The sequence below is a fragment of the Acidovorax sp. NB1 genome (assembly GCF_005405905.1).
Taxonomy (GTDB): Bacteria; Pseudomonadota; Gammaproteobacteria; order Burkholderiales; family Burkholderiaceae_C; genus Acidovorax.
Genome location: NZ_BJHU01000040.1, coordinates 157,349 through 182,022, shown reverse-complemented (window position 1 = coordinate 182,022; position 24,674 = coordinate 157,349). Strand labels below are relative to the sequence as shown.

Genomic DNA, 24,674 nt, shown 5'->3' with positions numbered 1-24,674 from the left:
GGATTTTTGTCATGGCTGTCATCCCCTGGCCTTTGAGCCCTTCACCCAAATCGATATCCGCTGCCGTGCGCGCGCCCGTGTCCGACGACGTGGCGGGCATGGCGGCGGCGCTGATCCAGTCGCGCCAGACCATCCTGCCCAAGCGCCTGGGCGCGCCAGGGCCAGGGGCGGCCGAGCTGGCGCAGATCCTGAGTGCAGCCGCGCACGCGCCCGACCATGGCCAGCTGGTGCCCTGGCGGTTTGTGCTGGTGCCCGAGGCATCGCGCACGCCACTGGCCGATGTGTTTGCCCAGGCCCTGCGGGAGCGCGACCCTGCCGCCACCCCCGAGCAGGCCGAGCAGGCGCGCGAAAAGGCCTACCGCTCGCCCGTGCTGTTGTTGGCCGTGGTGGATGCAGAACGCGGCGATGCCGACATCGACCTGGCCGAGCGCACTGTGTCCGCCGGTTGTGCCGTGCAGAACATGCTGCTCATGGCCACGGCGCTGGGTTATGGCTCGGCGCTCACCAGCGGCAAGGCGCTCAAGGCCGACAGCCTGCGGGCACTGTTCCAGCTGGCGCCGTCCGAGCTGGCCCTGTGTTTCGTGAGCATCGGCACCGTGTTGTCGCGCAAGGCCGTGCGTGCGCGGCCCATGCCCAGTGCTTATGTGAGCACGCTGGACGCCAACCGGGGCGTGGTGCCCGGCTTTTGACCTGCTTTTTTGATGACGGAACCTTGTGATGGAAATTGCCAGCTTTGACGACCTGCTGCAGGCCGCGCGCCAGCAGCCCGAGCCCCAGCGCCTGCTGTTTGTGTTTGCCGCTGCCGAGTTGCCCGACGACGCCACCCCTGCCCAGCGTGCGCGTTTTGAGGCCGGGCAGGGCGGTGCCCTGGTGCCGCTGATGTGTGTGGACAAGACGCCGCAGGAGCTGGCGTCGTTCAGCGCGCTGGTGGAAGAGGCGCGCCAGTTCACCGCCCCGGGCCACGACTGGGCCATGGTGTTCGCGGCGGCGCTGTCCGGCACCCTGAACCAGGCACCCACCAGCGCCGATGCCGAGGCGCCCTTGCAGCGGATGGTGGACGCAATCAAGGGCGGCGCACATGGCGCCTACATCCCGTTCAACCGCCAGGGCCAGCCTGTGCGTCTGGGCTGAGACGGTGTCCGCCACCCCCTCGGGCCCAACGGCCCGCCACCTGCCGGGCTTCAGCGCCCCGGCCGTGGGGTTTGAGCAGCCCTTTGCCATGCTGGAGGCCTGCCACGAGCGCGTTCAGCGCACCCTGGCCCTGCTCGCGCGGCTGCGCGCCCATGTGCGCCAGCACGGCGCCGACGAAGACGCCCGCCAGGCCGCGCGCGATGTGCTGCGCTATTTCGACATTGCCGCGCCGCTGCACCATGAAGACGAAGAACTGCATGTGTTCCCGCTGCTGCTGGCCCAGGCGTCGTCCGACGTGCAAACGCTGGTGCAGCAGCTGCAGCAGGACCATCTGGCCATGACGGCCGACTGGGCGGCGGCGCGTGTGCCCTTGCTGGCGCTGGTTGATGCGACTGATGCGGCTGCGGCCCCGTTCACGCCCGGGGACGACGCGGCGCTCGACCGGTTTGCCCAGCGCTATGCAGACCACATAGCGGCGGAAGAGGGCACGGCCTACCCCGCAGCGCTGGCGCTGCTGGCGCCTGCCACCCTGGCGGCCATGGGGCAGGAGATGGCTTCGCGGCGCGGTGCGCGGTAGTTGCTCCTAAAAAACATAGCTATTAGGGCAAGGTGGATGCGCGCAAAGGCCTGTTTTTGCTTGAAATGGTCGCCTGAGAGGTAGTCGCCGCAGCGGTTTCCTCCTGGCGATGGCTGCCATGCTGCCTGGGCAGGGCCTGGTGGGAGTGGCGTGGCAGTGGCGGCGCGATACTTGGTGGCTCGAACGTCGCAGCACAGGCGCGTGCGGCAGGCCTTGGTGGCTGAGGCTGTTGCTCCGTCTGGCTGCGCCCCGGTTTTCTCCCCGCCTTCCTTCCCCGGCCCGCCGCTCTGCCCGTATGCGTTTTCCTTTTGTTGCCCGTGTCCTCGCCACGCTCGCCCTGGCCTGGGCGGCGGCTGCCGCCTGTGTGGCGCTCCAGACCCCGCTGCCATGGATGATCGGCCCCCTGCTGGCCACCTCGCTGGTGTCGATTGCAGGCGGGCCCACCGAAAGCTGGGGCCCGCTGCGCAACGCCGGACAGTGGACCATTGGCGCGGCGCTGGGCCTGTACTTCACGCCCGAGGTGGTGGCGCTGATCGGGGGCCTGTGGTGGGCCATCGTGCTGGGCATCGTTTGGGCGCTGTTCCTGGGCTGGTTGTTTGGCGCCTGGCTGTACCGCGTGCACGCCCCGCGCATGCACGGTGTGCCCGCGCCCATGCTGCGCGCCACCAGCTACTTTGCGGGGGCGATTGGGGCGGCGTCCGAGATGACCCTGCTCTCTGAGCGCGAAAACGCGCGCACCGACCTGGTGGCCGCCAGCCACAGCCTGCGCCTGCTCATCGTCACGGTGACGATTCCGTTTGCGCTGCAGTGGAGCGGCCTGCATGGCCTCGACATCCTGCCGCCTACGCTGCGTGTGGTGCACTGGCCTGGTCTGGCATTGATGGCACTGATGACGGGCGCCGGCGCGGTGGTGATGGACCGGCTAGGCCGCGCCAACCCCTGGTTCATGGGGGCGATGCTGGTGTCCATGGGGCTCACCATGGCGGGCCTGGGCCTGTCGGCCGTGCCACAGGGGCTGGTGAATGCGGCGCAGCTGGTGATTGGCGTGAGCCTGGGCGTGCGTTTTCGCCGGGAGTTCTTGCACACCGCGCCGCGCTGGCTGGCCACGGTGGCAGTGGGCACGCTGGGGCTGATGGGGGTGTGCGCCCTGTTTGCCGGGGCGCTGGCCTGGGCCACGGGCCTGCCCTGGGTCACGCTGCTGCTGGGCACGTCCCCGGGCGGCATCACCGAAATGGCCATCACCGCCAAGGTGCTGCAGCTGGGGGTGCCGGTGGTCACCGCTTTCCAGGTCTGCCGCTTGATTGCGGTGCTGATGCTAGTGGACCCGATGTACCGGCGGATCTACCCGCCAGCGGCAGCTGGCTCCGGGGCTTAGACTGGGCGGGGCGCCTTCGAAACTGTCACTACGCCATCGCGAGGGACGACAAGCAAGGGCCGCCCCGCAGCGAAGTCGTCGTCCCCCTGGGGGGAAGGCGCGTAGCGCCTCAGGGGGGAATCAATGAACCACCACAGGGTTCTGCGCCAGCCCCGCGTAGCGGTCCAGTGCATCTTCCACTTCTTCCTGTGTGGGGGTGTCGCGTTGCCAAGCCAGGATCTGCTCCTGGAACATCTCGGCCCAGGAACCGTCGAGGTAGACCTCTTTGCCCGAGCGCTTGTCCACGATTTCAAAGCCGTGGCGGGCGAGCTGGGGGGCGGCGGGGGCGGTGTCGTTGAGTGCCTGGGCGCTCTTTTTCTCCACGGCGTCGGGCAGCATGTGGACTACCACGAAGGATTCTGAGTCGTAGAGCATGTGCATCGTGTTCCCCTGGTTGATTTGAAATTCAGATGACAGCAGTCACGCAGAGTTCAAGCCCCGGGGGCGGCTTGCGGGGTATCCCGACGGTGGGGTGGTGTCTTGTCGGGCCTTGAGAAGGCCTGCCAACCAGAACACTCGCCGCACCGCATCAACCCTGTTGCAGCCAGTATTTCACGAAAAACGCAGTGCGCCGGGCTGGTGGGGCTTTTTTGCCCCGGTGGCGTATGGGCGCAACACTCGGCCTGGGGCGCTGTTCCGTCTGGGGTCAGGGTGCGCCGCTGTTGCGCAGCTGCAGGTCGGCAAAGTCGCCATTGGCCTGCGTGAGCTTGATGCGCACGGGCAGGTAGCCCAGCGAGGGCGCCACCCACAGCTCGGCCTTCTGGTCGTAGTCCTTGCGGGGCAGGCGCTGCAGTTTGAGCGTGGGGGTGGCGCCCAAGGGCAGGTCCAGCGTTTCAGGGCCTTCGATGGTGAAGGTCCAGCGGTCGGCGCTGCGGGCGCTGACGGTGGTGAGCGCGATCTGGGTGCCGGGCACAAAACGCCCGGGGTCGGCGGCCAGCAGGGCGCCCAGCTGGATGAACACGCTCAGGCGGTCTTGCACACCGGGGCTGGCGGGGGCCTGTGGGGTGTTGGCGCTGAAGGTGACGCGGCCCTGGGCGTAGTCGAAGTGGGCGGCCTGTTCGCTGCGGGATTTGTCGGAGAACTTGTCGGGCATCAGCCCCTGCGCCGTGATGGCGCCCACGCTGCGCTGCGCGCGGGTGCCCACCAGGAAGGCGCTGATCTCCTGCCGTGCCTCGTAGCGGCTGCCATCGTGTTGCCACAGCAGCTCGGCGCGGGCGCTGTAAGCGAACTTTTTGGCCTGCCCGCTCACGTCAAACGCCAGCCGCGTGGGCGGTGGCAGGCGGGCGGGGGGCGGCGCCTGCTGGGGCGTCTGGCCCGTGCCAGCACCCGGCGGGGTGATGTCCACCCCGGTGGTGCTTTCGGCTGGGGGGGCGGGGCGCGTGGCGGCTGAGGCCGGGGCTTCGGGGGCTGCTGCCGCTACCTCGGCGGGGGGGGCAAGGGTTTCAGTGGGCGGGGCTGCCGCTGTGTCAGTGCCCACTTCGGTAGCTGTGGTTGTGGCGTCTGCTGGCGGCTGTGGGGCTGCGGGCGTCGCCGCAGGGGCGGTGGAAGTGTTGGGTGAGGGCGTGGTGCGGGCCGGGGGCTTTTTTCGGGCGGCGGGTAGGGGGGGGGCTGGCGGGGCGGCCTGGGCAACCGGTGCTAGCGCCGTAGCAGGCAACGCGGGCGGCGGGGCGGCGGCAATGCTGCGGGTGCTGAACACCTGGCCCGTGGGCTGCGCCGGGCTGTCCCAGGCCAGCGGCACGCCACTCAGCACCAGCCAGTGCAGGGCAAGCACCAGGGCGGTGATGGCAACCAGCGCGCGGCGGGGCATGCGGTACGGTGCGCGCGCGGGTCAGGCGCTGCCCGCGCCCAGATCGCGCGAAAGCTGGCCAGCGGCGGTGCGCAGTGGGGCGTCGATGGCGCCGTCCCACTCGGGGTCGAAGGTGGCAATCGAGCCCAGCGTGGTGATGCCCAGCTCCAGGTGGCCGTCCGAATCGAACACGGGCGCGCAAAAAGCCACGATGCCGGGCAGCAGGGTATCGACCACGCGGGCGGCGCCGCGCTCGCGCACCTCGGCCAGCAAGGCATTCACCTCGACCTGGGTGGCGGGCAGGTCGGTGCGTCGCATTTTCACGGCGCGGGCCAGTTCTTCCTTGATCAGCGGCGCCACCAGGTCGGGCGGCATGAAGGCCGCAAAACACCGCCCCGTGGCCGACGACAGCAGCGGCATCACATCGCCCAGGCGCAGGTTGGCGGTGACGGCCTGGGGCGATTCCTCCCAGTGCACGATGGTCGGGCCATGGTTGCCCCACACGGCCAGCGCCAGGGTGTGGCCGATGCTCTCCATCAGCTCCGGCATGCGCTCGCGCGCCAGGCGCACGGCATCCAGCCGCGCCAGCGACGCCAGGCCCAGCTTGAGTGCGGCGGGCCCCAGGTCATAGCGCGCGGTGCGTGGGTCTTGCGTGACCAGGCCCAGGCGCTGAAAGCTCACCAGATACCGGTGCGCCTTGGCCGCGCTCATGCCCGCCGAGGCGGCCACATCCTTGAGCATCAGCGGTCCGCGCGAGCGTGTCAGCCCCTCCAGCAGGGCAAAACCCACCTCGACCGATTGAATTCCTGCACGTTCTTTGTCCATGTGCACTAAAATTTGCGAGTTTTGTTTAGTTAAATCAATTTACCCAAGCGTAATTTTCGCTAGCGGTGCCCATCCACCCACTGAGACAAAGGTCCTGCCACCATGAAACTCGCTACCTACAAAGACGGCTCGCGCGACGGCCAACTGGTTGTCGTCTCCCGCGACCTGGGCACAGCCCATTATGCGACCGGCATCGCCAGCAAGCTGCAGCAAGCGCTGGACGACTGGGGCTTCATCTCGCCCCAGCTGCAGGACCTGTACGACCAACTCAACAGCGGCCGCGCGCGCCACGCGTTCCCCTTCGACCCCGCCCAGTGCATGGCCCCGTTGCCCCGCGCCTACCAGTGGGCCGACGGCTCGGCCTACATCAACCACGTGGAACTGGTGCGAAAAGCGCGCAACTCCGAAGTGCCCGAAAGCTTTTATACCGACCCCCTGATGTACCAGGGCGGCAGCGACGACTTCATCGGCCCCTGCGATGATGTGGTGGTGCCCAGCGAAGCCATGGGCATTGACTTCGAGGCCGAGATCGCCGTGGTGACCGGCGACGTGAAGATGGGCACCAACGCCGACCAGGCGCTGGACGGCATCCGCCTGGTGATGATTGCCAACGACGTGAGCCTGCGCAACCTGATCCCGGCCGAGCTGGCCAAGGGCTTCGGCTTCTTCCAGTCCAAGCCCGCCACCGCCTTCGGCCCCGTGGCCGTGACGCTGGACGAGCTGGGCGACGCCTGGGACCATGGCCGCGTGAACCTCACCGTGCAGTCCACCTGGAACGGCCGCAAGGTCGGCATGTGCGATGCCGGCCCCGAGATGACCTTCCACTTCGGCCAGCTCATCGCCCATGTGGCCAAGACGCGCAACCTGCGCGCGGGCTCCATCATCGGCAGCGGCACCGTGAGCAACAAGGGCGTGACTGATGCCAACGGCCGCACCGAGTGGCCCAAAGGCTACAGCTGCATTGCCGAAAAGCGCTGCATCGAGACGATTCAAGATGGCAAGCCGAGCACCGAGTTCATGAAGTTCGGCGACACGATCCGCATCGAGGTCAAGGGCAAGGATGGCGCGAGCATCTTCGGCGCCATCGACCAAGCTATTGCAGCCCCCTGAGCCGCCTTCGGCGTCTCGGTGCTGGCCGCGCAGAGGCGGCAGCTCTTCGGTGCCGTCCAAGCCTGCGCAGGCAGGCTTGGAGCCGCGGCCCTCAGCCCCTCAGAGGGACGCCACCCGTGGCCTGGCAGAGCCAGTTCCACGGTGGCGCTGGCCTTGGCGTGCGCTGGTTTCCCATGCCATGCGTACAGCCAGAAATATAAGAAAAAATGGTGCTACCGCCTGATAGGAAAGCGCTGGTAGCTATTAAATTTATAGTATCAACAAGGAGACAGTTTCATGCAACGCCGTACCCTCTTGACCGCCCTGGCCGCTGCAGGCGCCACCACCGCCGCGCCCTGGGCCGCTGCCCAGTCTGCCAATTGGCCCGACCAGCCCCTGCGCTGGGTCGTTCCGTACCCCGCTGGCGGCGGCACCGACGTGCTGGCCCGCACCGTGGCCGAGGCCATGCGCCAGACGCTGGGCCAGCAGATCATTGTGGACAACCGCCCCGGCGCCTCCACCAACATCGGCGGCCAGGCCGTGGCCACGGCCAAGCCCGACGGCAACACCTTCATGTCGGCCGACAACGCCATCCTGGCCTACAACGAGCACCTGTTCACCAAGCTGCCGTTCAACCCCGAAAAGGACTTCACCTACGTGGGCGGCATCAGCCGCTTTCCGCTGGCGCTGGTGGTGCACCCGTCGTTTGAAGCCAAGACGGTGAAGGAATTCCTCGCCTACGCGCGCGCCAACCCCGGCAAGCTCAACTACGCATCGCCCGGCAACGGCTCGCCGCACCACCTGGCGATGGAGATGTTCAAGAACCGCACCAAGACCTTCCTCACCCACATCCCCTACCGCGGCGCCGCGCCTGCGCTGCAGGATGTGATGGGTGGGCAGGTGCCCTGCATGTTCCTGGACCTGGCCGCAGGCCTGCCCGTGATCACCTCGGGCAAGGTGCGTGCGCTGGCCATCGGCTCGGCCAAACGCGTGGCCGCGTTGCCCGACGTGCCCACGCTGGCAGAAGCCGGTGTGCCCAACACCGAGGTGTTCGCGTTCCAGGGCATCCTGGCGCCCGCCGGTCTGCCCGCCGCCATCACCACGCGTTTGAACGCGGACCTGAACAAGGCCCTGCTCAACCCCGCTGTGGTCAAGCGCATGAACGACTTCGGCATGGAAGCCCTGCCCGGCACGCCCGAGCAGTTCCGCGCCATGGCGCGGGCCGAGTCCAAGCGCTGGGGCGAGATCATCCAGGCAGCGGGCGTCAAACTCGACTGACCCCCTGAGCGGCTGCGCCGCTTCCCCCCCAGGGGGGGCGCACCCGCTGGCCTGGCAAAGCCAGTTCCACGGGTGCACTCGCTTGGCGGCGCGCCCTCTGTGGGGTGTGCTGCGGTGTTTCTTACTCCGGCAGATGGCACACCGCTTCCACGTTGTTGCCCTCGGGGTCGATGACGAAGGCGCCGTAGTAGTGCGCGTGGTAGTCGGGCCGGAGCCCCGGGGCGCCGTTGTCCTTACCGCCTGCTGCGATCGCGGCGGCGTAGAAAGCATCCACCTGAGCCCGGTTCTGGGCGCGCCACGCCAGATGGCAGCCCGTGGTGGCGGGTGGGCCGCCGTAGGGCGAGGGGCCGTCAATGAACCACACATCGGCCTTTTTGCCGTCGGGCTCGGACGGCGCGGGGTAGGCAAAACCCAGCATGTTCGAGCCATAGTTGCCTTCAAAACACAGGCTGTAGCCCAAAGGCGCGAGGGCGGCGGTGTAGAACGCCTTGGTGCGGGCGATGTCGGTGACGCGGAAAGTCATGTGGTCCAGCATGGGAGGGGCTCCTGGGGTTGTTGTGCCGGGTTTATATCTGAAATACTGTTAATAAACACAGTATTTTTCACCTGGATACACAATCCAGCACAGCCTCAGAGGCTGTCCTGCGCAGTGGCCCCAACGTCCTTCAGTTCCACCCCTCCAGCACCAGCTTGCCCCGCGCCTTGCCGCTCTCGATGAGTGCATGCGCGCGCTTCAAGTTCTCGGCATTGATGGTGCCAAAGCGCTGGTCCAGCGTGGTGCGGACCAGTCCCGCATCCACCAGTTGCGCCACCTCGGTCAGCAGCCGGTGCTGGCCGATCATGTCGGCGGTGCCAAACAGCGCGCGGGTGAACATCAGCTCCCAGTGCAGCGACACCGACTTGCGCTTGAACTTCGTCACGTCGAGCGACACCGGGTCGTCGATCAGCGCGAACTGGCCCTGGGGCGCGATGGCCTCCACGATCTGGTCGAAGTGCGCGTCGGTCTGCGTCAGGCTCACGATGATGTCCACCGTGGGGTGGCCGATGCGCGCCAGCTCTTGCGTGAGTGGTTGGCTGTGGTCGATGACGTTGTGGGCGCCCAGGTCGCGCACCCACTGCTGCGTTTCGGGGCGCGATGCGGTGCCAATCACCGTGAGGCTGGTCAGCCGTGCCGCCAGCTGCGTGAGGATGGAGCCCACGCCGCCGCTCGCACCGATGATGAGCAGGGTCTTGTGTGTGGGTTGCTTGCCAGGGGCCACGCCCAGACGGTCAAACAGCAGTTCCCACGCGGTGATGGCGGTCAGCGGCAATGCGGCGGCCTCGGCAAAGTCCAGCGATTGTGGCGCGTGGCCCACGATGCGCTCGTCCACCAGGTGCAGTTCGCTGTTGGTGCCGGGGCGGGCGATGGAGCCTGCGTACCAGACGCGGTCGCCGGGCTGGAACAGCGTCACCTCGGGCCCCACGGCGCGCACGATGCCGCTGGCGTCCCAGCCCAGCACTTTGTAGTCCGGGCCGTCGCCGCTGCGCGCGCTGCTTTTGCGCACCTTCGTGTCCACGGGGTTGACGGAAACGGCGTGCACTTCCACCAGCAGATCGTGGCCGGTGGCCACCGGGTCGGGCAGGGTGATATCGAGCAGGGAATCCGCGCGGTCGATGGGGCCGGGGTGGGTGTAGCCGATGGCTTTCATGGGAGATCCTGGGTCAAACAAAAGAATGCCTCGATGATGGGTTTTGAGGAATTGTTTTTAAATGGGTCGGTGGTTGAATCCATCTTCAACATTTGTTTGAAAATGAGGGCTTCCGTACCGGAGCCACCCATGAAAAGCCTGCAAGACCTCGACATCTTTGTGCGCACCGTGGACAGCGGCAGCCTCTCGGCCACCGCCCGCGCGCTGGACCTGAGCCCGGCGGCGGCCAGTGCCGCGCTCAAGCGGCTGGAGGCCGAGCTGGGCGTGGCGCTGTTCGTGCGCTCCACGCGCAGCCTGCGGCTTACGCAAGAGGGCACGCTGTTCCTGGAGCATTGCCGCCCCGCACTGGCTGCGCTGCAGCAGGTGCAAGGCCAGCTGGCAGGCGGGCGCGCCGGTGGCTTTCGCGGCACGCTGCAGCTGGCGGCGCCGTCTGACCTGGGGCGCAATGTGCTGCTGCCCTGGCTCGATGCGTTCCAGGCCGAGCACCCCGGCATCGACCTCCGCCTGCAGCTGGCCGACCGCGTGGCCAACGTCTACAGCGAGCCGGTGGACGCCGCCTTCCGCTACGGCAAACCGCGGGATTCGGGCCTGGTTGCGCTGCCGCTGGTGGCCGGGCACCGGCGCGTGTTGTGCGCCGCGCCCGCCTATGTGCAGGCCCACGGCGCACCCGACAGGCCACACGCCCTGGCCGGGCACAACGGCCTGTGTTTCATGCTGGGCGAGGAGGTGCACGACCGCTGGCGCTTCTGGGATGCGGCGGGCGACGAGGTGGTGGTGCGCGTGCGCAGCCGCAACGTGGCCAACGACGGCGACGTGGTGCGCCGCTGGGCCGTGGCCGGGCGGGGCATTGCCTACAAGTCGTACTTCGACGTGGCCCATGACCTGGCCACCGGGCGCCTGGTGCCGCTGTGCCCGGGCTGGACGACCGAGGCCGTGCCGCTGTACCTGGTGGCCCCCAGCCGCCACCAGATCACGCCGCTGGTGCGTGCGCTGCGCGATTTCATGGCCGAGCGGCTGCAGGCGCTGATGGAACAAGCGCCGCATCTTTCGGGCTTCGGGCAGGGCGCGGCGGGCCCCTGACCCGCTTGGGGGTGGCGAGGGCAGGGCGTGCCGCGCACGCGCAATCGGGTGTCCGGATCCAGCGAGTGCCTGGGGTGGGGCGGTTTTACGCTCCGGCCGGAGTGGGGCGCTCTGCCACCGCTCGCCCGGCGGATGGCGCCACCTGGCGCCCGGCCGCTCTCCCCAAGACCCAAAGGCATTTTCATGAATATCGTTCTTTTGCACGGCAGCTGGCACGGCGCCTGGTGCTGGCACAAAGTGGTTCCGTTTCTGCAGGCCCAGGGGCACCAGGTGCATGTGCCCGACCTGCCTGCCCATGGCCGCCACTGGCGGCTGGCGCGCGGCCGTACCACGCTCTCGGCCATGGCCGCGCATGTGTGCCGGGTGCTTGATGCGCTGGACGGCCCCGCGCTCATCGTGGCGCACAGCCGGGGCGGCATTGTGGCGTCCACGGTGGCCGAGTTGCGGCCGCACAAGCTGGTGGGCGTGACCTATCTGGCGGCCTACATGCTGCGCCACGGCGAGCGGGTGAGCGACTTCTTTCGCCAGGACAAGGCCTCGCTGGTGGCGCGTCACATCCATGTCAGCCGCAGCACGCTGACCGACCAGCTGGCGCCCGAGGCCTACCGCCCCGCGCTGTATGCCGACTGCTCGGACGCCGACGTGGCGCTGGCGCAGGCCCTGCTCACGCCCGAGCCCTCGCTGCCCGCGCTCACCCGGCTCCGGCTCACGCCGCCGCGCTATGGCAGCGTGCCCCGGCACTACATCGAGCTGACGCAGGACCGGGCCGTGACCATCGACCTGCAGCGCAAGATGGTCGCGGCCTCGCCCTGCGCCACGGTGTCGTCCATCGAGGCCAGCCACTCGGCGTATTTCTCGCAACCGCAGCGGCTGGCAGACACCGTGCACCAGATCGCCGGTTTTCGCTGACGGGCCCGGGATGCGCGTGGCGGCGGCAGGGCTATCGCCCACGTGACCGGCCCCGCGCGCACGCGCGCCGCACAATGCCACCCCCAATGGCGCATGCGCTTGCCTTCCCCAGAAAGACCCCCATGCTGAATTTCGACTTCCACAACCCCACCCACATCGCCTTCGGCCAGGGCCGCGTTGCCGACCTGGGCAAGCTGGTGCCCGCTGCCGCCAAGGTGCTGATCCTGGTGGGCGGCGCCAGCGCCGAAAAGACCGGCACGCTGGCCGAGGTGCGCGCCGCGCTGGGCGAGCGCCAGCACGCCACCTTCAGCGGCATCGAGCCCAACCCGAGCTACGAAACCTCCATGAAGGCCGTGGCGCAGATCCGCGAAGGCGGTTTTGACTTCTTGCTGGCCGTGGGCGGCGGCTCGGTGATCGACGCCACCAAGTTCATCGCCGCCGCCGTGCGCTTCGAGGGAGATGACCCCTGGGCCATCCTTGAAAAGCACGGCCGCAACGTTAAGGCGGCCATGCCGTTTGGCTCGGTGCTCACGCTGCCCGCCACGGGTTCGGAGATGAACAACGGCGGGGTCATCACCCACCGCGCCAAGGGCGCCAAGCTGGCGTTTGGCAGCGTGCACACCTACCCGGTGTTCTCGGTGCTCGACCCCACCAAGACCTACACCCTGCCGCCCCAGCAGCTCGCCAACGGCGTGGTGGACGCGTTTGTGCACACGGTGGAGCAGTACCTGACCTACCCCGTGAACGCACCCGTGCAGGACCGTTTCGCTGAAGGCATTTTGCAAACACTGATCGAGGTGGGCCCGCGCCTGCTCACCGCCACCGAGCCCGTGTACGACGACCGTGCCAACCTGATGTGGGCCGCGACCATGGCGCTGAACGGCCTGATTGGCGCGGGCGTGCCGCAGGACTGGGCCACGCACATGATCGGCCACGAGCTGACGGCCCTGCACGGCATCGACCACGCGCGCACGCTGGCCATCGTGCTGCCCGCTCTGCTGAACGAGCGCCGCGTGGCCAAGCGCGTCAAGCTGCTGCAGTACGGCGAGCGTGTGTGGGGCATCACCACCGGCACGGATGACGAACGCATCACCGCCGCCATCGAGCGCACGCGCGACTTCTTTGAAAGCATGGGCATCCCCACGCGCCTGTCGGGCTACGGCCTGGGCGGCGAGGTGGTGGACACCGTGGTGGCGCAGCTCGAAGCGCATGGCATGGTGACCCTGGGCGAGCAGCGCGAGATCACGCCCGCCGTGAGCCGCCGCATCCTCGAAGCCGCGCTGTAAACGGTTGCCGCGCGGTCAGGGCGGCCGGGGCGGGCATGCGCTCGCCCCTTTCGTAGTGCATTTGGCGCCGCACAGCCGCGTTTCGTCGCAGGGCAGTGGAGCCCGCCCCTTGCGCCGCCTACAGTGCCGTCAAGCCATCCGCCTGGGTGGTATCTGACGAAAGGCGCACTGTGACCCTCATCCTCCTCCTGGCCCTCCGCTCTGCATGGCGCAAGGCCCGTGCCCCGCTGCTGGCAGCTTTCATGGCGCTGCTGGCCTGGGCGACGCCGGCCTCGGCACAGCATGCGGGCCTGCGCACCCTGGTGGTCCCCGGCGCCCAGCCGGTGACCGTGGCGCTGTTCTACCCCACGCCTGCCGTGGCACGCACCCAGCCCATGGGCCCCTGGCGGCCCGTGGTCACGCCGGGGGCTCCGGTGGCCACTGCGCCCCTCAAGGGCCTGGTCCTGATCTCGCACGGCACGGGCGGCCATGAACTGGGCCACCACAACCTGGCCACGCGCCTGGCGGCCGACGGTTATCTGGTGGCGGCGCTGCGCCACCCGGGCGACAACTGGGAAGACCGGTCGATGATCACCTCGGGCCGCTACTTCAGCGAACGCCCCCGCCAGGTGAGCCGCGTGCTGGATGCATTGCTGGCCCACGCCGAATGGGGCCCCCGCATTCCGGCCGAGCGCATCGCCGCCGTGGGGCATTCGGCCGGCGGCTACACCGTGCTCGCCCTGGCCGGTGCACAGGCCGAACCAGCCCGTGCCGTGCAGCATTGCCGCAGCGTGTCGGACGACCCGGGCTTCTGCAGCCTGGGCAAGCTCACTTCGGCCCCGAGCGCCAACAGCACCAGCACTGCCAGCAGCGCCAGCAGCGCCAGCAGCGCCAGCAGCCCCGTGGCCCCGGCGTCTTCAGCAGGTGGCGCGCAGGACGGCCCGCTGGTCTCGGTGGCCGACCCCCGCATCCGCGCCGTGGTGGCCCTCGCGCCCATGGCCGTGGTGTTGACCCCCCAGAGCCTGGCCGCCATCACCGTGCCCATGAAGGTGGTCATGGCCGAGCGCGACGTGGTGCTGCAGGGCAAGTACCACGGCCAGCATGTGGCGGCCCACCTGCCCCGGGCGGACACCAGCACCGTGGCGGGCGCCGGGCACTTTGCCTTCATGGCCCAGTCCGTCTGGCCCCTGGTGTCAGACGCGGGTGACGCCGCCGCCAACCCCGAGGGCTTTGACCGGGTGGCCTACCACGCCACGCTGGAGAACCAGGTGGCGGAGTTTTTGGGCCAGCAATGGCGGTGAGCAGGGCTGATTCTCAGGAAAAAAGGCCGTCTGCGCGCGTTGGTAAAGGGTTTTGAGCTATAAAAATAATAGCTTTCATGCCGCTGCTGCAGGCGCCGCAGCTGCTCAGGCAGGGAGCGCCGCCCCGGTAGCGCTGGCCTCCACCTGTACCAGGCAGTCATAAAACGTGGGCGCGCGCCCCAGGTCCGTCAGCGCCTGGCTGGTCACCTCGTTCACGTTGGTGCCCTCCAGCCCCATCTTGCGCCACCAGATGCCCAGGCCGTTCACAACCCCGGGCCGCGCGCGGCGTGACACGGTGGCGTGGCACAGGTAGCTGCCCCGGTCGTTGAACACGCGCACCACGGCGTCGTTGGTGATGCCACGCGCGTCGGCGTCGTCGGGGTGGATCTCCAGCACCGGGCGGCCTTCGATGTTGCGCAGGCTCTGCACGTTGACGAAGGTGGAGTTGAGGAAGTTGCGCGCAGGCGGCGAGATCATCGCCAGCGGGTAGCGTGCATCCGTGCCCTGCAGCTCGTAGTTGGGCAGGTGGTCGGGCAGGCCGTCCAGGCCCTGCGCGGCCAGGCGGGCGCTGTAGAACTCGCAGCGGCCAGATGGTGTGGGGAAGCGGCCTTCGGCAAACGGCGCATCAGGAATGACCAGCGTGGCAAAGCCTTGTGACTCCAGCAGCGCGTAGTCCACGGCGTCGCCAAACGCCTGGCGGCACAGGGCCTCGTCGCTGTCGGCAAAGCCGGGCTCGGTGAAACCCATGTGCGCCGCCAGGTCGCGGAAGATCTGCGCATTGCTGCGCGCCTGGCCTTGCGGTGCAATGGCGGGGCGGTTGAGCAGCACGTCGGTGTGGCCGTAGCTCAGGTGCACGTCCCAGTGCTCCAGCTGCGTGGTGGCGGGCAGGATGTAGTCGGCGTAGTCGGCCGTGTCGGTGCGGAAGTGTTCCAGCACCACGGTGAACAGATCCTCGCGCGCAAAGCCCTGCACCACCTTGCCGGAGTCGGGCGCCACGGCCACGGGGTTGCTGTTGTAGACCACGATGGCCTCCACCTGGGGCCCGAACGCGGGCGAGGCCTCGCGCAGCAGGTCGTCGCCAATGGTGGACATGTTGATGGTGCGCGGTGTTTTGGCAGGCATCAGTTCGGGCATTTGTAGTACGCCACGCTGCGCCGGGAACTGGCCCGAGCTGGACAGCAGAACGCCGCCCGCGCGGTGGCGCCAGGCGCCCGTGAGCGCAGGCAGGCAGGCCACGGCGCGCACCGCATTGCCGCCGCCACGCACCCGCTGCATGCCGTAGTTCAGGCGGATAGCGGCGGGTTGGGTGGTGCCGTAGTCGCGGGCGAGCTGGCGAATCTGTTCGACCGGAATGCCGCAGACCTCGGCCGCGCGCTCGGGCGGCCACTGCAGTGCGCGCTCGCGCAGCTGGTCCCAACCGAGGGTGTGGCGGGCTATGTAGTCGTGGTCCAGCCAGTCATTCGCGATCAGCTCGTGCATCAGCGCCAGGGCCAGCGCGGCATCGGTGCCGGGGCGTAGCTGAATGTGCTCGTGGCACTTGTCGGCCGTCTCGCTCTTGCGCGGGTCGATGCACACCAGCTTGGCGCCATTGCGCTTGGCCTGCTGCGCATAGCGCCAGAAGTGCAGGTTGCTGCCGATGGAGTTGCTGCCCCAGATGAGGATGAGCTGCGATTCGGCAAAAAACTCCACCTTCATGCCCACCTTGCCGCCCAGGGTCTGGATCAGCGCCTCGGCCCCGGCCGATGCGCAGATGGTGCGGTCCAGCTGCGAAGCGCCCAGCTTGTGGAAGAAGCGCCGGTCCATGCTTTCGCCCTGCACCATGCCCATGGTGCCCGCGTAGCTGTAGGGCAGGATGGCCTCGGGCGCGCGGGCGGCGATGGCCTGCAGGCGCTGGGCGATATCGCTCAACGCCTCGTCCCAGCTCACGGGGGCGAACTGCCCGCTGCCCTTGGGGCCGGTGCGCTTGAGCGGGGTGAGTACGCGCTCGGGGTGGTAAGTGCGCTCGGTGTATTTGCTCACCTTGGCGCACAGTGCGCCGTCGGTGTGGCGGTGGTTGGGGTTGCCCTGCACGCGGGTGGCCACGCCCTGCTCGTCCACGGTGGTGAGCAGGGCGCAGGTGTCGGGGCAGTCGTGCGGGCAGGCGCCGCGCACCTGAATCGGTGTGGCTTGAGTGGGATTGGCGGCAGAAGGCGTGGGCATTCGGGGGCTTGATCGTTAAACTGGCACTCAGGGTTGGAACGGGCATGCATAAGTTGCCGCAGTTCCAAGGAGGCTGCCTACCGGCAGCGCAGAGGGGCATGCCCCCCAACTTCTTAGAAGAGCAGAGATTTCACCATGAACCAGACAGTATTGGGTCGCAGGCAGTTTTCGGTGGGCATGGGCGCCGTGGCGCTGGGTGGGTTCGGCCTGGCCCGGGCGCAGGGCGAGGGCCGCATCGTGCTGGGCCAGTCGGCCGCCTTCACCGGCCCGGCCGCCCAGCTGGGCGTGCAGTTCAACCAGGGCGCCAAGCTGTTTTTCGACCAGCTCAACGCCCAGGGCGGCGTAGGCAAACGCATGGTCGAGATCCGCACGCTGGACGACGGCTACGAGCCCGACCGCTGCGCCGAGAACACCAGGAAACTGATCGCCGACGAGGTGTTTGCGCTGTTTGGCTACATCGGCACGCCCACCAGCCTGGCGGCGATGCCGCTGTTCAACCAGGCCAAGGTGCCGTTTTTTGGGCCTTTCACGGGAGCGGAGGCGCTGCGCCAGCCGTTCAACCGGCTCATCTTCCATGTGCGTGCCTCGTACTACGACGAAACCGCGCTCATCGTGCGCCAGCTCACCAACCTGGGGCTCAAGAAGATCGCGGTCTTCTACCAGAACGATGCCTATGGCAAGGCGGGTCTGGACGGGGTGACGAAGGCCCTCACCGAACTCAAGCTCACCCCGGTGGCCACGGCCACGGTGGAGCGCAATTCGGTGGACGTGAAGGCCGCCATCGACAAGCTGGTGCCCGCCATGCCCGACGCCATCGTGCAGATCACGGCCTATGCATCGGCCGCCGCGTTCGTGCGCGCAGCGCGCAAGGCAGGGTTTGGCGGCACGTTCTACAACGTGTCCTTCGTCGGTACCCAGGCCCTGGCCGACGAGCTGGGCAAGGACGGCGCCGGGGTGGTGGTGTCGCAGGTCGTGCCTTCGCCCTACCAGCCTTCGCGCCAGATCACGCGCGAGTTTCTGGAGGCCATCAAGAAGGGTGGCGACAAGGTGCAGGCCAACTACTCCAGCATGGAGGGCTACGTGGCCGCCCGTGTGTTTGCCGAGGGCCTGCGCCAGGCCCAGGCGGGCGGCAAGATCACGCGCGAGAGCTTCATCACGGGCACCGAGGCCATCGGCAACCAGGTGATCTCGGGTTTTCCGGTGTCGTTCAGCGCCACCAGCCATGCGGCGTCGAAGTTTGTGGAAATGTCGATGCTGACCGGGGACGGCCGGGTAAGAACCTGATTTCCCCCTGAGCCGCTTCGCGTCTTCCCCCGGAGGGGGACGCCACCGGTGGCCTGGCAAAGCCAGTTCCACGGTGGCACTGGTCTGGGCCGCGCGCAGTGCAATCCTTGCGCGCCTTGCGTTGCCCTGACCTGCTCGCCGCTTGCCGCGCGTCAGCCGAACGACTTGGTGCGCGCCAGCCCCTGCATGAACGCCTCGCAGCGCGCGAGCTGCTCCAGGCTCACGTACTCGTCGGGCTGGTGCGCCTGCTGGATGCTGCCGGGGCCGCACACCACGGTGGAGATGCCCGCGTTCTTGAACAGGCCCGCCTCGGTGCCAAAGGCCACCAGCGTGGTGCCTTTTTCGCCCGACAGCTCTTGCGCCAGGCGCGTCACCGGGTCGTCCTTGCTGCCCAGAAAGCTCGGGATCTCGCAGATGGTCTCGAACGCGAAGCCCGCTGCCGGCGCCACCTTCTTCATGGCGGGCTCCAGCGACTGGGCGTAGGCCACCACTTCGGACTGCATCTGCGCCGCGTTGGCCGTGGGCAGGTCGCGGAACTCGTAGCGGAACTCGGCGTCGCGCGGCACCACGTTGTCGGCAATGCCGCCGTGGAACTGGCCCACGCTGCTGGTGGAGAACGGCACGTCAAAGCCCTCGAAGCGGGGCTCGTTCTTTTCAAAGTCTTCTGCCATGTCGCGCACCCGGCCCACCACACGGGCGGCCATCTCGATGGCGTTGACCGAATGGGGGGTGAGGGACGAATGCGCCTCCTTGCCACGCACGCAGCACTTGTAGCGGTACACGCCCTTGTGCGCGATGGCAGGAATCATGCTGGTGGGCTCGCCCACGATGCAGGCCAGGGGCGTGATGTTGGCATCGCGCAGGTCGGCGATGAGTTCCTTCACCCCAAAGCAGCCGATCTCTTCCTCGTAGCTGAACGCGTAGTGGAGGGCAAACGGCGCATCGCTGTTCAGGAACTGCTCGGCCTGCGACACGGCGATGCCGATGAAGGCCTTCATGTCGGCGCTGCCGCGCCCGTAGAGCTTGCCGTCCTGCACCAGCGCGCTCAGCGGGTCCATGGTCCAGTCCTGCCCGTCCCACGGCACCGTGTCGGTGTGGCCCGAGAGGATGATGCCCGCCGGCTTGCCCTCGCCCAGCGTGGCGAACAGGTTGGCCTTGGTCTTGTCCTCGTTGAAGGTCAGGCGGCTTTTCACGCCCAGCTTGGCCAGGTGGTCGCGGATGAAGTGGATCAGCTCCAGATTGGAGTTGTGGCTGACGGTGTTCATGCGCACCAGGGTTTGCGCAAGTTCGAGGGCGTGGGCAGAAATCATGGGTGGCTAGCGAATAACCCGGGTTGGCACGTGTGTTGCTCCCGGGCTAGACTGTGAGATCGTAAGGACACATATCATGAACGTTATTGACTCCATCGTCACCCAGGCGGCCAGTATTGCAGCGGTGCGCCGGGACATTCACGCCCACCCCGAGCTGTGCTTCGAAGAGGTGCGCACCGCCGACGTGGTGGCGCAAAAGCTCACCGAGTGGGGCATTCCCATCCACCGGGGCCTGGGCAAGACGGGCGTGGTGGGCATCGTCAAGGGGCGTGACGGCGGCGCCAATGGCCGCGCGATTGGCCTGCGCGCCGACATGGACGCCCTGCCCATGCAGGAGTTCAACACCTTTGCCCACGCGAGCAAACACCAGGGCAAGATGCACGCCTGCGGCCACGACGGCCACGTGGCCATGCTGCTGGCAGCCGCGCAGCACTTTGCCAAGCATCGCAACTTCGACGGCACCGTGTACCTGATCTTCCAGCCGGCCGAAGAGGGCGGTGGCGGTGCGCGCGTGATGATCGAGGACGGTCTGTTCGAGCAGTTCCCCATGGAGGCCGTGTACGGCATGCACAACTGGCCCGGCATGCCCGTGGGCACCTTTGCCGTGAGCCCCGGCCCGGTGATGGCATCGACCAGCGAGTTCAAGATCACCCTGCGTGGCAAGGGCGGCCATGCGGCGCTGCCGCACACCGGCATCGACCCGGTGCCAATCGCCTGCGGCATGGTGCAGTCGTTTCAGACCATCATCAGCCGCAACAAGAAGCCGGTGGATGCGGGCGTGATCTCGGTCACCATGATCCACGCGGGCGAGGCCACCAATGTGGTGCCCGACAGCGTCGAGCTGCAGGGCACGGTGCGCACCTTCACCACCGAAGTGACAGACCTTATTGAAAAGCGCATGCGCCAGATCGCCGAGCACCACTGCGCTGCGCACGATGCCACCTGCGAATTCGAGTTCGTGCGCAACTACCCGCCCACCGTCAACTCGCCCGCCGAGGCCGAATTTGCCCGCAAGGTCATGGCCAGCATCGTGGGTGAAGAGCATGTGGTGGCCCAGGAGCCCACCATGGGCGCCGAAGACTTTGCCTACATGCTGCAGGCCAAGCCCGGTGCGTACTGCTTCATCGCCAACGGCGACGGCGCCCACCGCGAGATGGGCCACGGCGGCGGCCCCTGCATGCTGCACAACCCCAGCTACGACTTCAACGACGATCTGATCCCGCTGGGCGCGACCTACTGGGTCAAGCTGGCCGAAGAGTGGCTGGCCCAGCCCGCCAAAGCCGCCTGAAGCTGCCTCGACTCCGCTTTGAGCGGCGTTGATCCCCCTCCACCCGGCGCACGCAGCGCGCGTGCCCGGGTTTTCTTTTTGTGTCCCCACTGACTCCCGAAAGCCCCACCCATGACCGGAATCGTCGAAGCCTTCTCGCCCAGCTATGCCCAGGCGCGCACAAAATTTCTGGAGGCCGCAGCCGCCGCCGGCCTGTCCATCGAATCGCACGCCCACCCGCTCAAGGGCCGCGATGGTGAAGACCTGGCCATGGACGTGGTGCGCGACGGCCCGGCGGATGCGAAAAAGCTGCTCATCGTGAGCAGCGCCTGCCATGGCGTCGAGGGCTACTGCGGTAGCGGCGTGCAGGTGTTTGCGCTGCACGATGCCGAGTGGCGCGCCAAGGCCCGCGATGCCGGTGTGGCCACGCTCTACATCCACGCGCTCAATCCCTACGGCTTCTCGCACGTGCGCCGCTTCACGCACGAGAACGTGGACCTGAACCGCAACTTCCAGGACTTCAGCCAACCCCTGCCCGTGAACACCGCCTACCGCGAGGTGCAGCCCCTGCTGCTGCCCGAGCAATGGCCGCCCGGCCCCGAGAACCTGGCCGCTGTGCAGCACTACATCGATACCAAGGGCGAGGCCGCCTGGCAGGCTGCCATCTCGCAGGGCCAGCACGAGTTTCCGCAAGGCATCTTCTTTGGTGGCACCGAGCCCACCTGGAGCAACCGCACGCTGCGCCAGGTGCTGCGCCAGCACGGTGCAGCTGCGTCGCAGATCGCCTGGATCGATTTGCACACGGGCCTGGGCCCCAGCGGCCACGGCGAGCGCATCTATGCCGGCAAGGACGATGCCGCTTCGGTGGCACGTGCCCGCGCCTGGTGGGATGGCGGTGGTGCCACGCCGGTGACCTCGATCTACGACGGTTCCTCGACCTCGGCCTTCCTCACGGGCTTGATGTGGAACGCGATCTACGACGAGTGCCCGCACGCCGAGAGCACGGGCATTGCGATGGAGTACGGCACCGTGCCCGTGCTCGACGTGATGAATGCCATCCGCGCTGAACAGTGGCTCAACCTGCATCCCGACACGCCCGCCGACAAGGCAGCGCAGATCAAGGCGCAAATGCTGGCGGCCTTCTACACCGACACCGATGTGTGGAAGGGCCAGATCGTCAGCCAGGCACGGCAGTCGATGTTCCAGGCGGTGGACGGTTTGGCGGGCTGAAGGGCTAAAAATCTGTATAAAAATGGTCTTTTCCGCTCTTCCATCAAGGGTTTTTAGCTCCTGAAATCATAGTAATCATCTCCTGGAGCCGCTGGGCGCATGGGGCGGGTGGCTGCGGCGTGGCGGCTACCATCGCCCCAAAAACCAGGAGACACCATGGCCTTGGCAGCCCAGGCACCCCATGCCGCCCAGGCGGCATCAGCCGCCCCTCTGCGCGCGCTCAGCCGCAGCCTGCTGCGGTTGTCCGAACAGGCGCAGCAGACCCCACCCCAAGACCTGCTGCACCAGGCGCTGCAGACGCTGCGCGAACTGGTGCCTTTTGATTCGGCCTGGTGGGGCGAGGTGTCGGCGGGCGAGCCCGGCAGCGAGGTGGATGGCGGTGCCGGACAGGGCGTGGATGCGCCAGTGGCCCAGGGCGCACCGCGCAACTGGCTGCACGGCAGCATCGGCCTGGCCCGGGGTTTTGCCGACGAATGGAATGCCCTGTCGGCGGTGGACGATTTTGCGCAGCAGTCCATGCGCCGCCTGGGCGAGGTGATCCGTGAGCGCGACGTGGTGGGCGCGCTGCCCGAAGACCCGCAGGTGGTGGCGTTTGCCGAGCGGCATGGCCTGTACCACTGCATGGCCCTCACGGCCGAATTGCCCCACAGCGGGCTGATGTTTTTTGTCTCGGTCTACCGTCCGCAGACACGCACCGAGTTCACCGACGCCGAAACCGTGCTGTTTGGCGAGTTTGTGCTGCACCTGTTGCAGCACTGGCACCACCGTCTGCAGCGGCTGCAACACGATTCGCCCCGCCGCCCCTGGGACAGTTTTGCCCTCGCCCAGCCCACGGGGGAGCTGCTGTTTGCAGGCCTGCGCATCAGCCAGGCCCTGCGCGCGGCCTGCCCGGAGTGGACGGGCTCCCGCTTGCCCCCGGCCGTGGTGCAGGCCCTGCCCAACGCACCCTGCACCCTGGCCGTGGGCAAAGCCTGCCGCCTGCGGCTGGAGCCCTGCGGCCCCCTGGTGGCGCTGAGCATGGCATCGGGCCGCCACAAGCAGCCCCTGGCCCCGCGCGAGCTGAGCGCCGCCATGCTCTATGCCCAAGGGCAGTCGCACAAAGACATTGCTGGCGCGCTGGGCCTCACGCCCGCCACGGTGCGCACCTACCTGCGCACCGCCTATGCGGTGCTGGGTGTGCGCAACAAGCTGGAGCTGGTGGCGGCGCTGCGCAACGCGTAGCAGCCCATGGAAAGCCCTCGGTCGGGGGCTCGGTAGTTTCCCGCTCCCTCTGCATTTGCAGAGGCTGCAGCGGCGCCTTCTTTTTCTATCGTCCGCACCGGAGCCAAGGGGCTGCGGCGCAGACCTTGCCGCGAAGCCCGGGCTCCTGAGAAAAACACCACCACAGGAGACTCCCGCATGTTCCCGACACCCACCCGCGCCGCCCTGGCGTCCACCCACCGCGCCGTGCGTCCCGCCGGGCGATGGGCCACCCGCACCCTGACCGGCCTGGGCACCATCGCCGCCCTGGCGCTGACCGCCTGCGGCGGTGGCAACGATGCCCCCGCGCCCCTGGCCAGCAAGCCGCTGGCCGAGGCCTGCTCCGCCTACACCTCTGCCACCTTGCCCCATGGCGCCAAGGTCACCCGCACCGAGTTGCGCAAGGCCGAGGGCACGCTGCTCGATGTCTGCATCGTGCGTGGCCAGATCGTGTCCTCGCCCGACTCCACAATCAACTGGGCCGTGGAGCTGCCCACGCTGGCGCAGTGGAACGGCAAGACGCTGACCATTGGCGGCGGCGGGCTCGATGGCTTCATCCCCACCGACGACCCGTGGTACCAGCAGCTTGTGGGTCCATCGGCTAACCCGTACGTCAAGATCAGTTCCGACTCGGGCCACCAAAGCCGGGGTTTCGAGTGGGCCAAGAGCGACGTGGCGCTGCGCAACCACGCGTTTGATGCCAACCATTTCGTGCTGGAGGTGGGCACGGCGATTGCCACTGAGTTCTACGGCAAGCGGCCCCTGCGGCGCTACCACATGGGCCATTCCAACGGCGGGCGCTCGGGCCTGATCTCCACCCAAAAGTACCCGCAGGACTACGACGGCGTGGTGGCCATGGAGCCCGCCATCAGCCAGCAGGCGCACCAGGTCAACCTGGGCCCCAACGTGATCCAGCACATCTTCAAGAACCGCGAAAACTGGCTCAGCCCTGCCAAGGTGGCGTTGTATGCCAAGGCCGAAACGGCCGCGTGCGACGGGCTCGACGGCCTCAAGGACGGCATCATCGGCAACGTCGAGGCCTGCAACTATGTGCCCACTGAGTTGCTGTGCAAGGGCGCCGACAGCGACACCTGCCTTACGGCCGGGCAGATCGAGACCATCCGCCTCATCTACTCCGACCACAAGACGCCCGTGACCCTGTCGCGTGGTGCGGTGGGCTATCCTCGCTACGGCCGGGGCGGTGCGGCCACCTCCGACTGGGAGTCGTACATGTTCGGCCCCCGCTTTGAGGCGCGCGAGTCCTTTAACCACATGGCCGTGACCGAGGCGGCACGCGTGGTCGAGGGCAACCCTACCGCCGACATCCTGCGCCACGACCCCACGCTGTACGCCGCGCAGTACCTGCGCCTGGCGCAGATGATCGACGGCACCGACCCGGATGTCTCGGCCTTTGCCGACAAGGGCGGCAAGCTGCTGATCTGGTACGGCCTGTCGGACACCTGCGTGTCGCTGTACCGCACGGCGGAATACTTTGATTCGGTGAAGCAGCGCCTGGGCGCCAGCAAGGTGCAGGGTTTTGCCCGCATGCTCACCTCGCCCTCGGTCGGCCACAACCTGGACGGCCCGGGCACCGACCCGCTGTCCATCGACCTGCTGGCCGCGTTGGACGCCTGGGTGGAGAAGGGCAACGCACCCGACAAGCTGGTGGCCACGCAGTTTGCGCCCGGCACCCGCACACCCACAGCCCAGCGCCCGGTGTGCGAGTTTCCGAAGTTCCCACGCTACAACGGCTCGGGCGATCCAGCCAAGGCCGAGAGCTTTAGCTGCTCTGCGACCTGAGT

Annotated in this window: 22 protein-coding genes; 15 read left to right on the top strand and 7 right to left on the bottom strand. The window is 67.8% G+C overall.

Translation table 11 applies throughout. The features are described 5' to 3' along the window. Window positions 1-11 precede the first annotated feature (11 nt). The 4 genes from AvAM_RS20700 to AvAM_RS20685 all read left to right on the top strand — a co-directional run bounded on the left by AvAM_RS20700 (window position 12) and on the right by AvAM_RS20685 (window position 3,083). Entirely contained in the window at window positions 12-689 is a 678-nt protein-coding gene (locus AvAM_RS20700) for a nitroreductase (protein WP_137748835.1), read from the top strand. Between the two features lie 28 nt (window positions 690-717). Then, window positions 718-1,131 (top strand): ribonucleotide reductase subunit alpha, encoded by a 414-nt coding sequence (locus tag AvAM_RS20695; RefSeq protein WP_137748834.1) that lies wholly within the window; start codon window positions 718-720, stop codon window positions 1,129-1,131. Between the two features lie 88 nt (window positions 1,132-1,219). Beyond that, entirely contained in the window at window positions 1,220-1,708 is a 489-nt protein-coding gene (locus AvAM_RS20690) for a hemerythrin domain-containing protein (protein ID WP_137748888.1), read from the top strand. A 295-nt stretch (window positions 1,709-2,003) separates the two neighbouring features. Then, a complete protein-coding gene (locus AvAM_RS20685) occupies window positions 2,004-3,083 on the top strand; it encodes an AbrB family transcriptional regulator (protein ID WP_137748833.1) in 1,080 nt (359 codons plus the stop codon). 120 nt (window positions 3,084-3,203) lie between these two features. Here the strand turns inward: AvAM_RS20685 and AvAM_RS20680 are convergent, their stop codons facing one another. The 3 genes from AvAM_RS20680 to AvAM_RS20670 form a co-directional block, all read right to left on the bottom strand. Continuing rightward, window positions 3,204-3,503, bottom strand: coding sequence for a DUF3567 domain-containing protein (locus tag AvAM_RS20680; protein WP_137748832.1), 300 nt, complete (start codon window positions 3,501-3,503; stop codon window positions 3,204-3,206). 265 nt (window positions 3,504-3,768) lie between these two features. Continuing rightward, the gene (locus AvAM_RS20675) at window positions 3,769-4,929 is read right to left on the bottom strand and encodes a DUF3108 domain-containing protein (protein WP_137748831.1); all 1,161 of its coding nucleotides are present in this window, start codon (window positions 4,927-4,929) and stop codon (window positions 3,769-3,771) included. 21 nt (window positions 4,930-4,950) lie between these two features. Then, on the bottom strand, window positions 4,951-5,733 hold the full coding sequence (locus AvAM_RS20670) for an IclR family transcriptional regulator (protein ID WP_137748830.1): 783 nt from the start codon (window positions 5,731-5,733) through the stop codon (window positions 4,951-4,953). Between the two features lie 102 nt (window positions 5,734-5,835). Between AvAM_RS20670 and AvAM_RS20665 the strand changes: the two genes are divergently transcribed. Further along, window positions 5,836-6,843 carry a fumarylacetoacetate hydrolase family protein gene (locus AvAM_RS20665; protein ID WP_137748829.1) on the top strand — a complete coding sequence of 336 codons (1,008 nt, stop codon included), beginning with the start codon at window positions 5,836-5,838 and terminating at the stop codon, window positions 6,841-6,843. 276 nt (window positions 6,844-7,119) lie between these two features. Then, entirely contained in the window at window positions 7,120-8,100 is a 981-nt protein-coding gene (locus tag AvAM_RS20660) for a tripartite tricarboxylate transporter substrate binding protein (protein ID WP_137748828.1), read from the top strand. A 121-nt stretch (window positions 8,101-8,221) separates the two neighbouring features. Here AvAM_RS20660 and AvAM_RS20655 read toward each other — a convergent pair whose 3' ends face one another. Next, window positions 8,222-8,635 (bottom strand): VOC family protein, encoded by a 414-nt coding sequence (locus tag AvAM_RS20655; RefSeq protein ID WP_137748827.1) that lies wholly within the window; start codon window positions 8,633-8,635, stop codon window positions 8,222-8,224. Between the two features lie 130 nt (window positions 8,636-8,765). Beyond that, window positions 8,766-9,788, bottom strand: a complete 1,023-nt coding sequence (locus tag AvAM_RS20650; RefSeq protein ID WP_137748826.1) for a zinc-binding alcohol dehydrogenase family protein — start codon at window positions 9,786-9,788, stop codon at window positions 8,766-8,768. A gap of 129 nt (window positions 9,789-9,917) precedes the next feature. Here AvAM_RS20650 and AvAM_RS20645 point away from each other — a divergent pair, with 129 nt between their 5' ends. The 4 genes from AvAM_RS20645 (at window position 9,918) to AvAM_RS20630 (ending at window position 14,343) form a co-directional block, all read left to right on the top strand. Then, window positions 9,918-10,868, top strand: a complete 951-nt coding sequence (locus tag AvAM_RS20645) for a LysR family transcriptional regulator (protein ID WP_137748825.1) — start codon at window positions 9,918-9,920, stop codon at window positions 10,866-10,868. A 183-nt stretch (window positions 10,869-11,051) separates the two neighbouring features. Then, entirely contained in the window at window positions 11,052-11,777 is a 726-nt protein-coding gene (locus AvAM_RS20640) for an alpha/beta fold hydrolase (protein WP_171012348.1), read from the top strand. 122 nt (window positions 11,778-11,899) lie between these two features. Beyond that, entirely contained in the window at window positions 11,900-13,063 is a 1,164-nt protein-coding gene (locus AvAM_RS20635) for an iron-containing alcohol dehydrogenase (protein ID WP_137748823.1), read from the top strand. Between the two features lie 170 nt (window positions 13,064-13,233). Beyond that, complete coding sequence (locus AvAM_RS20630; protein ID WP_249368259.1) at window positions 13,234-14,343, top strand: serine aminopeptidase domain-containing protein; 1,110 nt, start codon at window positions 13,234-13,236, stop codon at window positions 14,341-14,343. Window positions 14,344-14,448: 105 nt separating this feature from the next. Here AvAM_RS20630 and AvAM_RS20625 read toward each other — a convergent pair whose 3' ends face one another. Beyond that, window positions 14,449-16,542 (bottom strand): molybdopterin-dependent oxidoreductase, encoded by a 2,094-nt coding sequence (locus tag AvAM_RS20625; RefSeq protein WP_137748822.1) that lies wholly within the window; start codon window positions 16,540-16,542, stop codon window positions 14,449-14,451. 135 nt (window positions 16,543-16,677) lie between these two features. On the opposite strand from AvAM_RS20625, the gene AvAM_RS20620 reads away from it, so the two are divergent. After that, complete coding sequence (locus AvAM_RS20620) at window positions 16,678-17,826, top strand: ABC transporter substrate-binding protein (protein WP_137748821.1); 1,149 nt, start codon at window positions 16,678-16,680, stop codon at window positions 17,824-17,826. 152 nt (window positions 17,827-17,978) lie between these two features. Here the strand turns inward: AvAM_RS20620 and argE are convergent, their stop codons facing one another. Next, the gene (gene argE, locus AvAM_RS20615) at window positions 17,979-19,136 is read right to left on the bottom strand and encodes an acetylornithine deacetylase (protein ID WP_137748820.1); all 1,158 of its coding nucleotides are present in this window, start codon (window positions 19,134-19,136) and stop codon (window positions 17,979-17,981) included. A 76-nt stretch (window positions 19,137-19,212) separates the two neighbouring features. Between argE and AvAM_RS20610 the strand changes: the two genes are divergently transcribed. The 4 genes from AvAM_RS20610 to AvAM_RS20595 all read left to right on the top strand — a co-directional run bounded on the left by AvAM_RS20610 (window position 19,213) and on the right by AvAM_RS20595 (window position 24,672). After that, on the top strand, window positions 19,213-20,424 hold the full coding sequence (locus AvAM_RS20610; protein WP_137748819.1) for a M20 aminoacylase family protein: 1,212 nt from the start codon (window positions 19,213-19,215) through the stop codon (window positions 20,422-20,424). A gap of 111 nt (window positions 20,425-20,535) precedes the next feature. After that, complete coding sequence (locus AvAM_RS20605; protein WP_137748818.1) at window positions 20,536-21,633, top strand: M14 family metallopeptidase; 1,098 nt, start codon at window positions 20,536-20,538, stop codon at window positions 21,631-21,633. Between the two features lie 156 nt (window positions 21,634-21,789). Beyond that, on the top strand, window positions 21,790-22,854 hold the full coding sequence (locus tag AvAM_RS20600) for a helix-turn-helix transcriptional regulator (protein ID WP_137748817.1): 1,065 nt from the start codon (window positions 21,790-21,792) through the stop codon (window positions 22,852-22,854). A gap of 177 nt (window positions 22,855-23,031) precedes the next feature. Further along, window positions 23,032-24,672, top strand: a complete 1,641-nt coding sequence (locus AvAM_RS20595) for a tannase/feruloyl esterase family alpha/beta hydrolase (RefSeq protein ID WP_137748816.1) — start codon at window positions 23,032-23,034, stop codon at window positions 24,670-24,672. Window positions 24,673-24,674: the final 2 nt, after the last annotated feature.

Coding starts and splice junctions, on each gene's coding strand:
- AvAM_RS20700 (WP_137748835.1), top strand. CDS start 12: ATGGCTGTCATCCCCTGGCCTTTGAGCCCTTCACCCAAATCGATATCC.
- AvAM_RS20695 (WP_137748834.1), top strand. CDS start 718: ATGGAAATTGCCAGCTTTGACGACCTGCTGCAGGCCGCGCGCCAGCAG.
- AvAM_RS20690 (WP_137748888.1), top strand. CDS start 1,220: ATGCTGGAGGCCTGCCACGAGCGCGTTCAGCGCACCCTGGCCCTGCTC.
- AvAM_RS20685 (WP_137748833.1), top strand. CDS start 2,004: ATGCGTTTTCCTTTTGTTGCCCGTGTCCTCGCCACGCTCGCCCTGGCC.
- AvAM_RS20680 (WP_137748832.1), bottom strand. CDS start 3,503: ATGCACATGCTCTACGACTCAGAATCCTTCGTGGTAGTCCACATGCTG.
- AvAM_RS20675 (WP_137748831.1), bottom strand. CDS start 4,929: ATGCCCCGCCGCGCGCTGGTTGCCATCACCGCCCTGGTGCTTGCCCTG.
- AvAM_RS20670 (WP_137748830.1), bottom strand. CDS start 5,733: ATGGACAAAGAACGTGCAGGAATTCAATCGGTCGAGGTGGGTTTTGCC.
- AvAM_RS20665 (WP_137748829.1), top strand. CDS start 5,836: ATGAAACTCGCTACCTACAAAGACGGCTCGCGCGACGGCCAACTGGTT.
- AvAM_RS20660 (WP_137748828.1), top strand. CDS start 7,120: ATGCAACGCCGTACCCTCTTGACCGCCCTGGCCGCTGCAGGCGCCACC.
- AvAM_RS20655 (WP_137748827.1), bottom strand. CDS start 8,635: ATGCTGGACCACATGACTTTCCGCGTCACCGACATCGCCCGCACCAAG.
- AvAM_RS20650 (WP_137748826.1), bottom strand. CDS start 9,788: ATGAAAGCCATCGGCTACACCCACCCCGGCCCCATCGACCGCGCGGAT.
- AvAM_RS20645 (WP_137748825.1), top strand. CDS start 9,918: ATGAAAAGCCTGCAAGACCTCGACATCTTTGTGCGCACCGTGGACAGC.
- AvAM_RS20640 (WP_171012348.1), top strand. CDS start 11,052: ATGAATATCGTTCTTTTGCACGGCAGCTGGCACGGCGCCTGGTGCTGG.
- AvAM_RS20635 (WP_137748823.1), top strand. CDS start 11,900: ATGCTGAATTTCGACTTCCACAACCCCACCCACATCGCCTTCGGCCAG.
- AvAM_RS20625 (WP_137748822.1), bottom strand. CDS start 16,542: ATGCCCACGCCTTCTGCCGCCAATCCCACTCAAGCCACACCGATTCAG.
- AvAM_RS20620 (WP_137748821.1), top strand. CDS start 16,678: ATGAACCAGACAGTATTGGGTCGCAGGCAGTTTTCGGTGGGCATGGGC.
- argE (WP_137748820.1), bottom strand. CDS start 19,136: ATGATTTCTGCCCACGCCCTCGAACTTGCGCAAACCCTGGTGCGCATG.
- AvAM_RS20610 (WP_137748819.1), top strand. CDS start 19,213: ATGAACGTTATTGACTCCATCGTCACCCAGGCGGCCAGTATTGCAGCG.
- AvAM_RS20605 (WP_137748818.1), top strand. CDS start 20,536: ATGACCGGAATCGTCGAAGCCTTCTCGCCCAGCTATGCCCAGGCGCGC.
- AvAM_RS20600 (WP_137748817.1), top strand. CDS start 21,790: ATGGCCTTGGCAGCCCAGGCACCCCATGCCGCCCAGGCGGCATCAGCC.
- AvAM_RS20595 (WP_137748816.1), top strand. CDS start 23,032: ATGTTCCCGACACCCACCCGCGCCGCCCTGGCGTCCACCCACCGCGCC.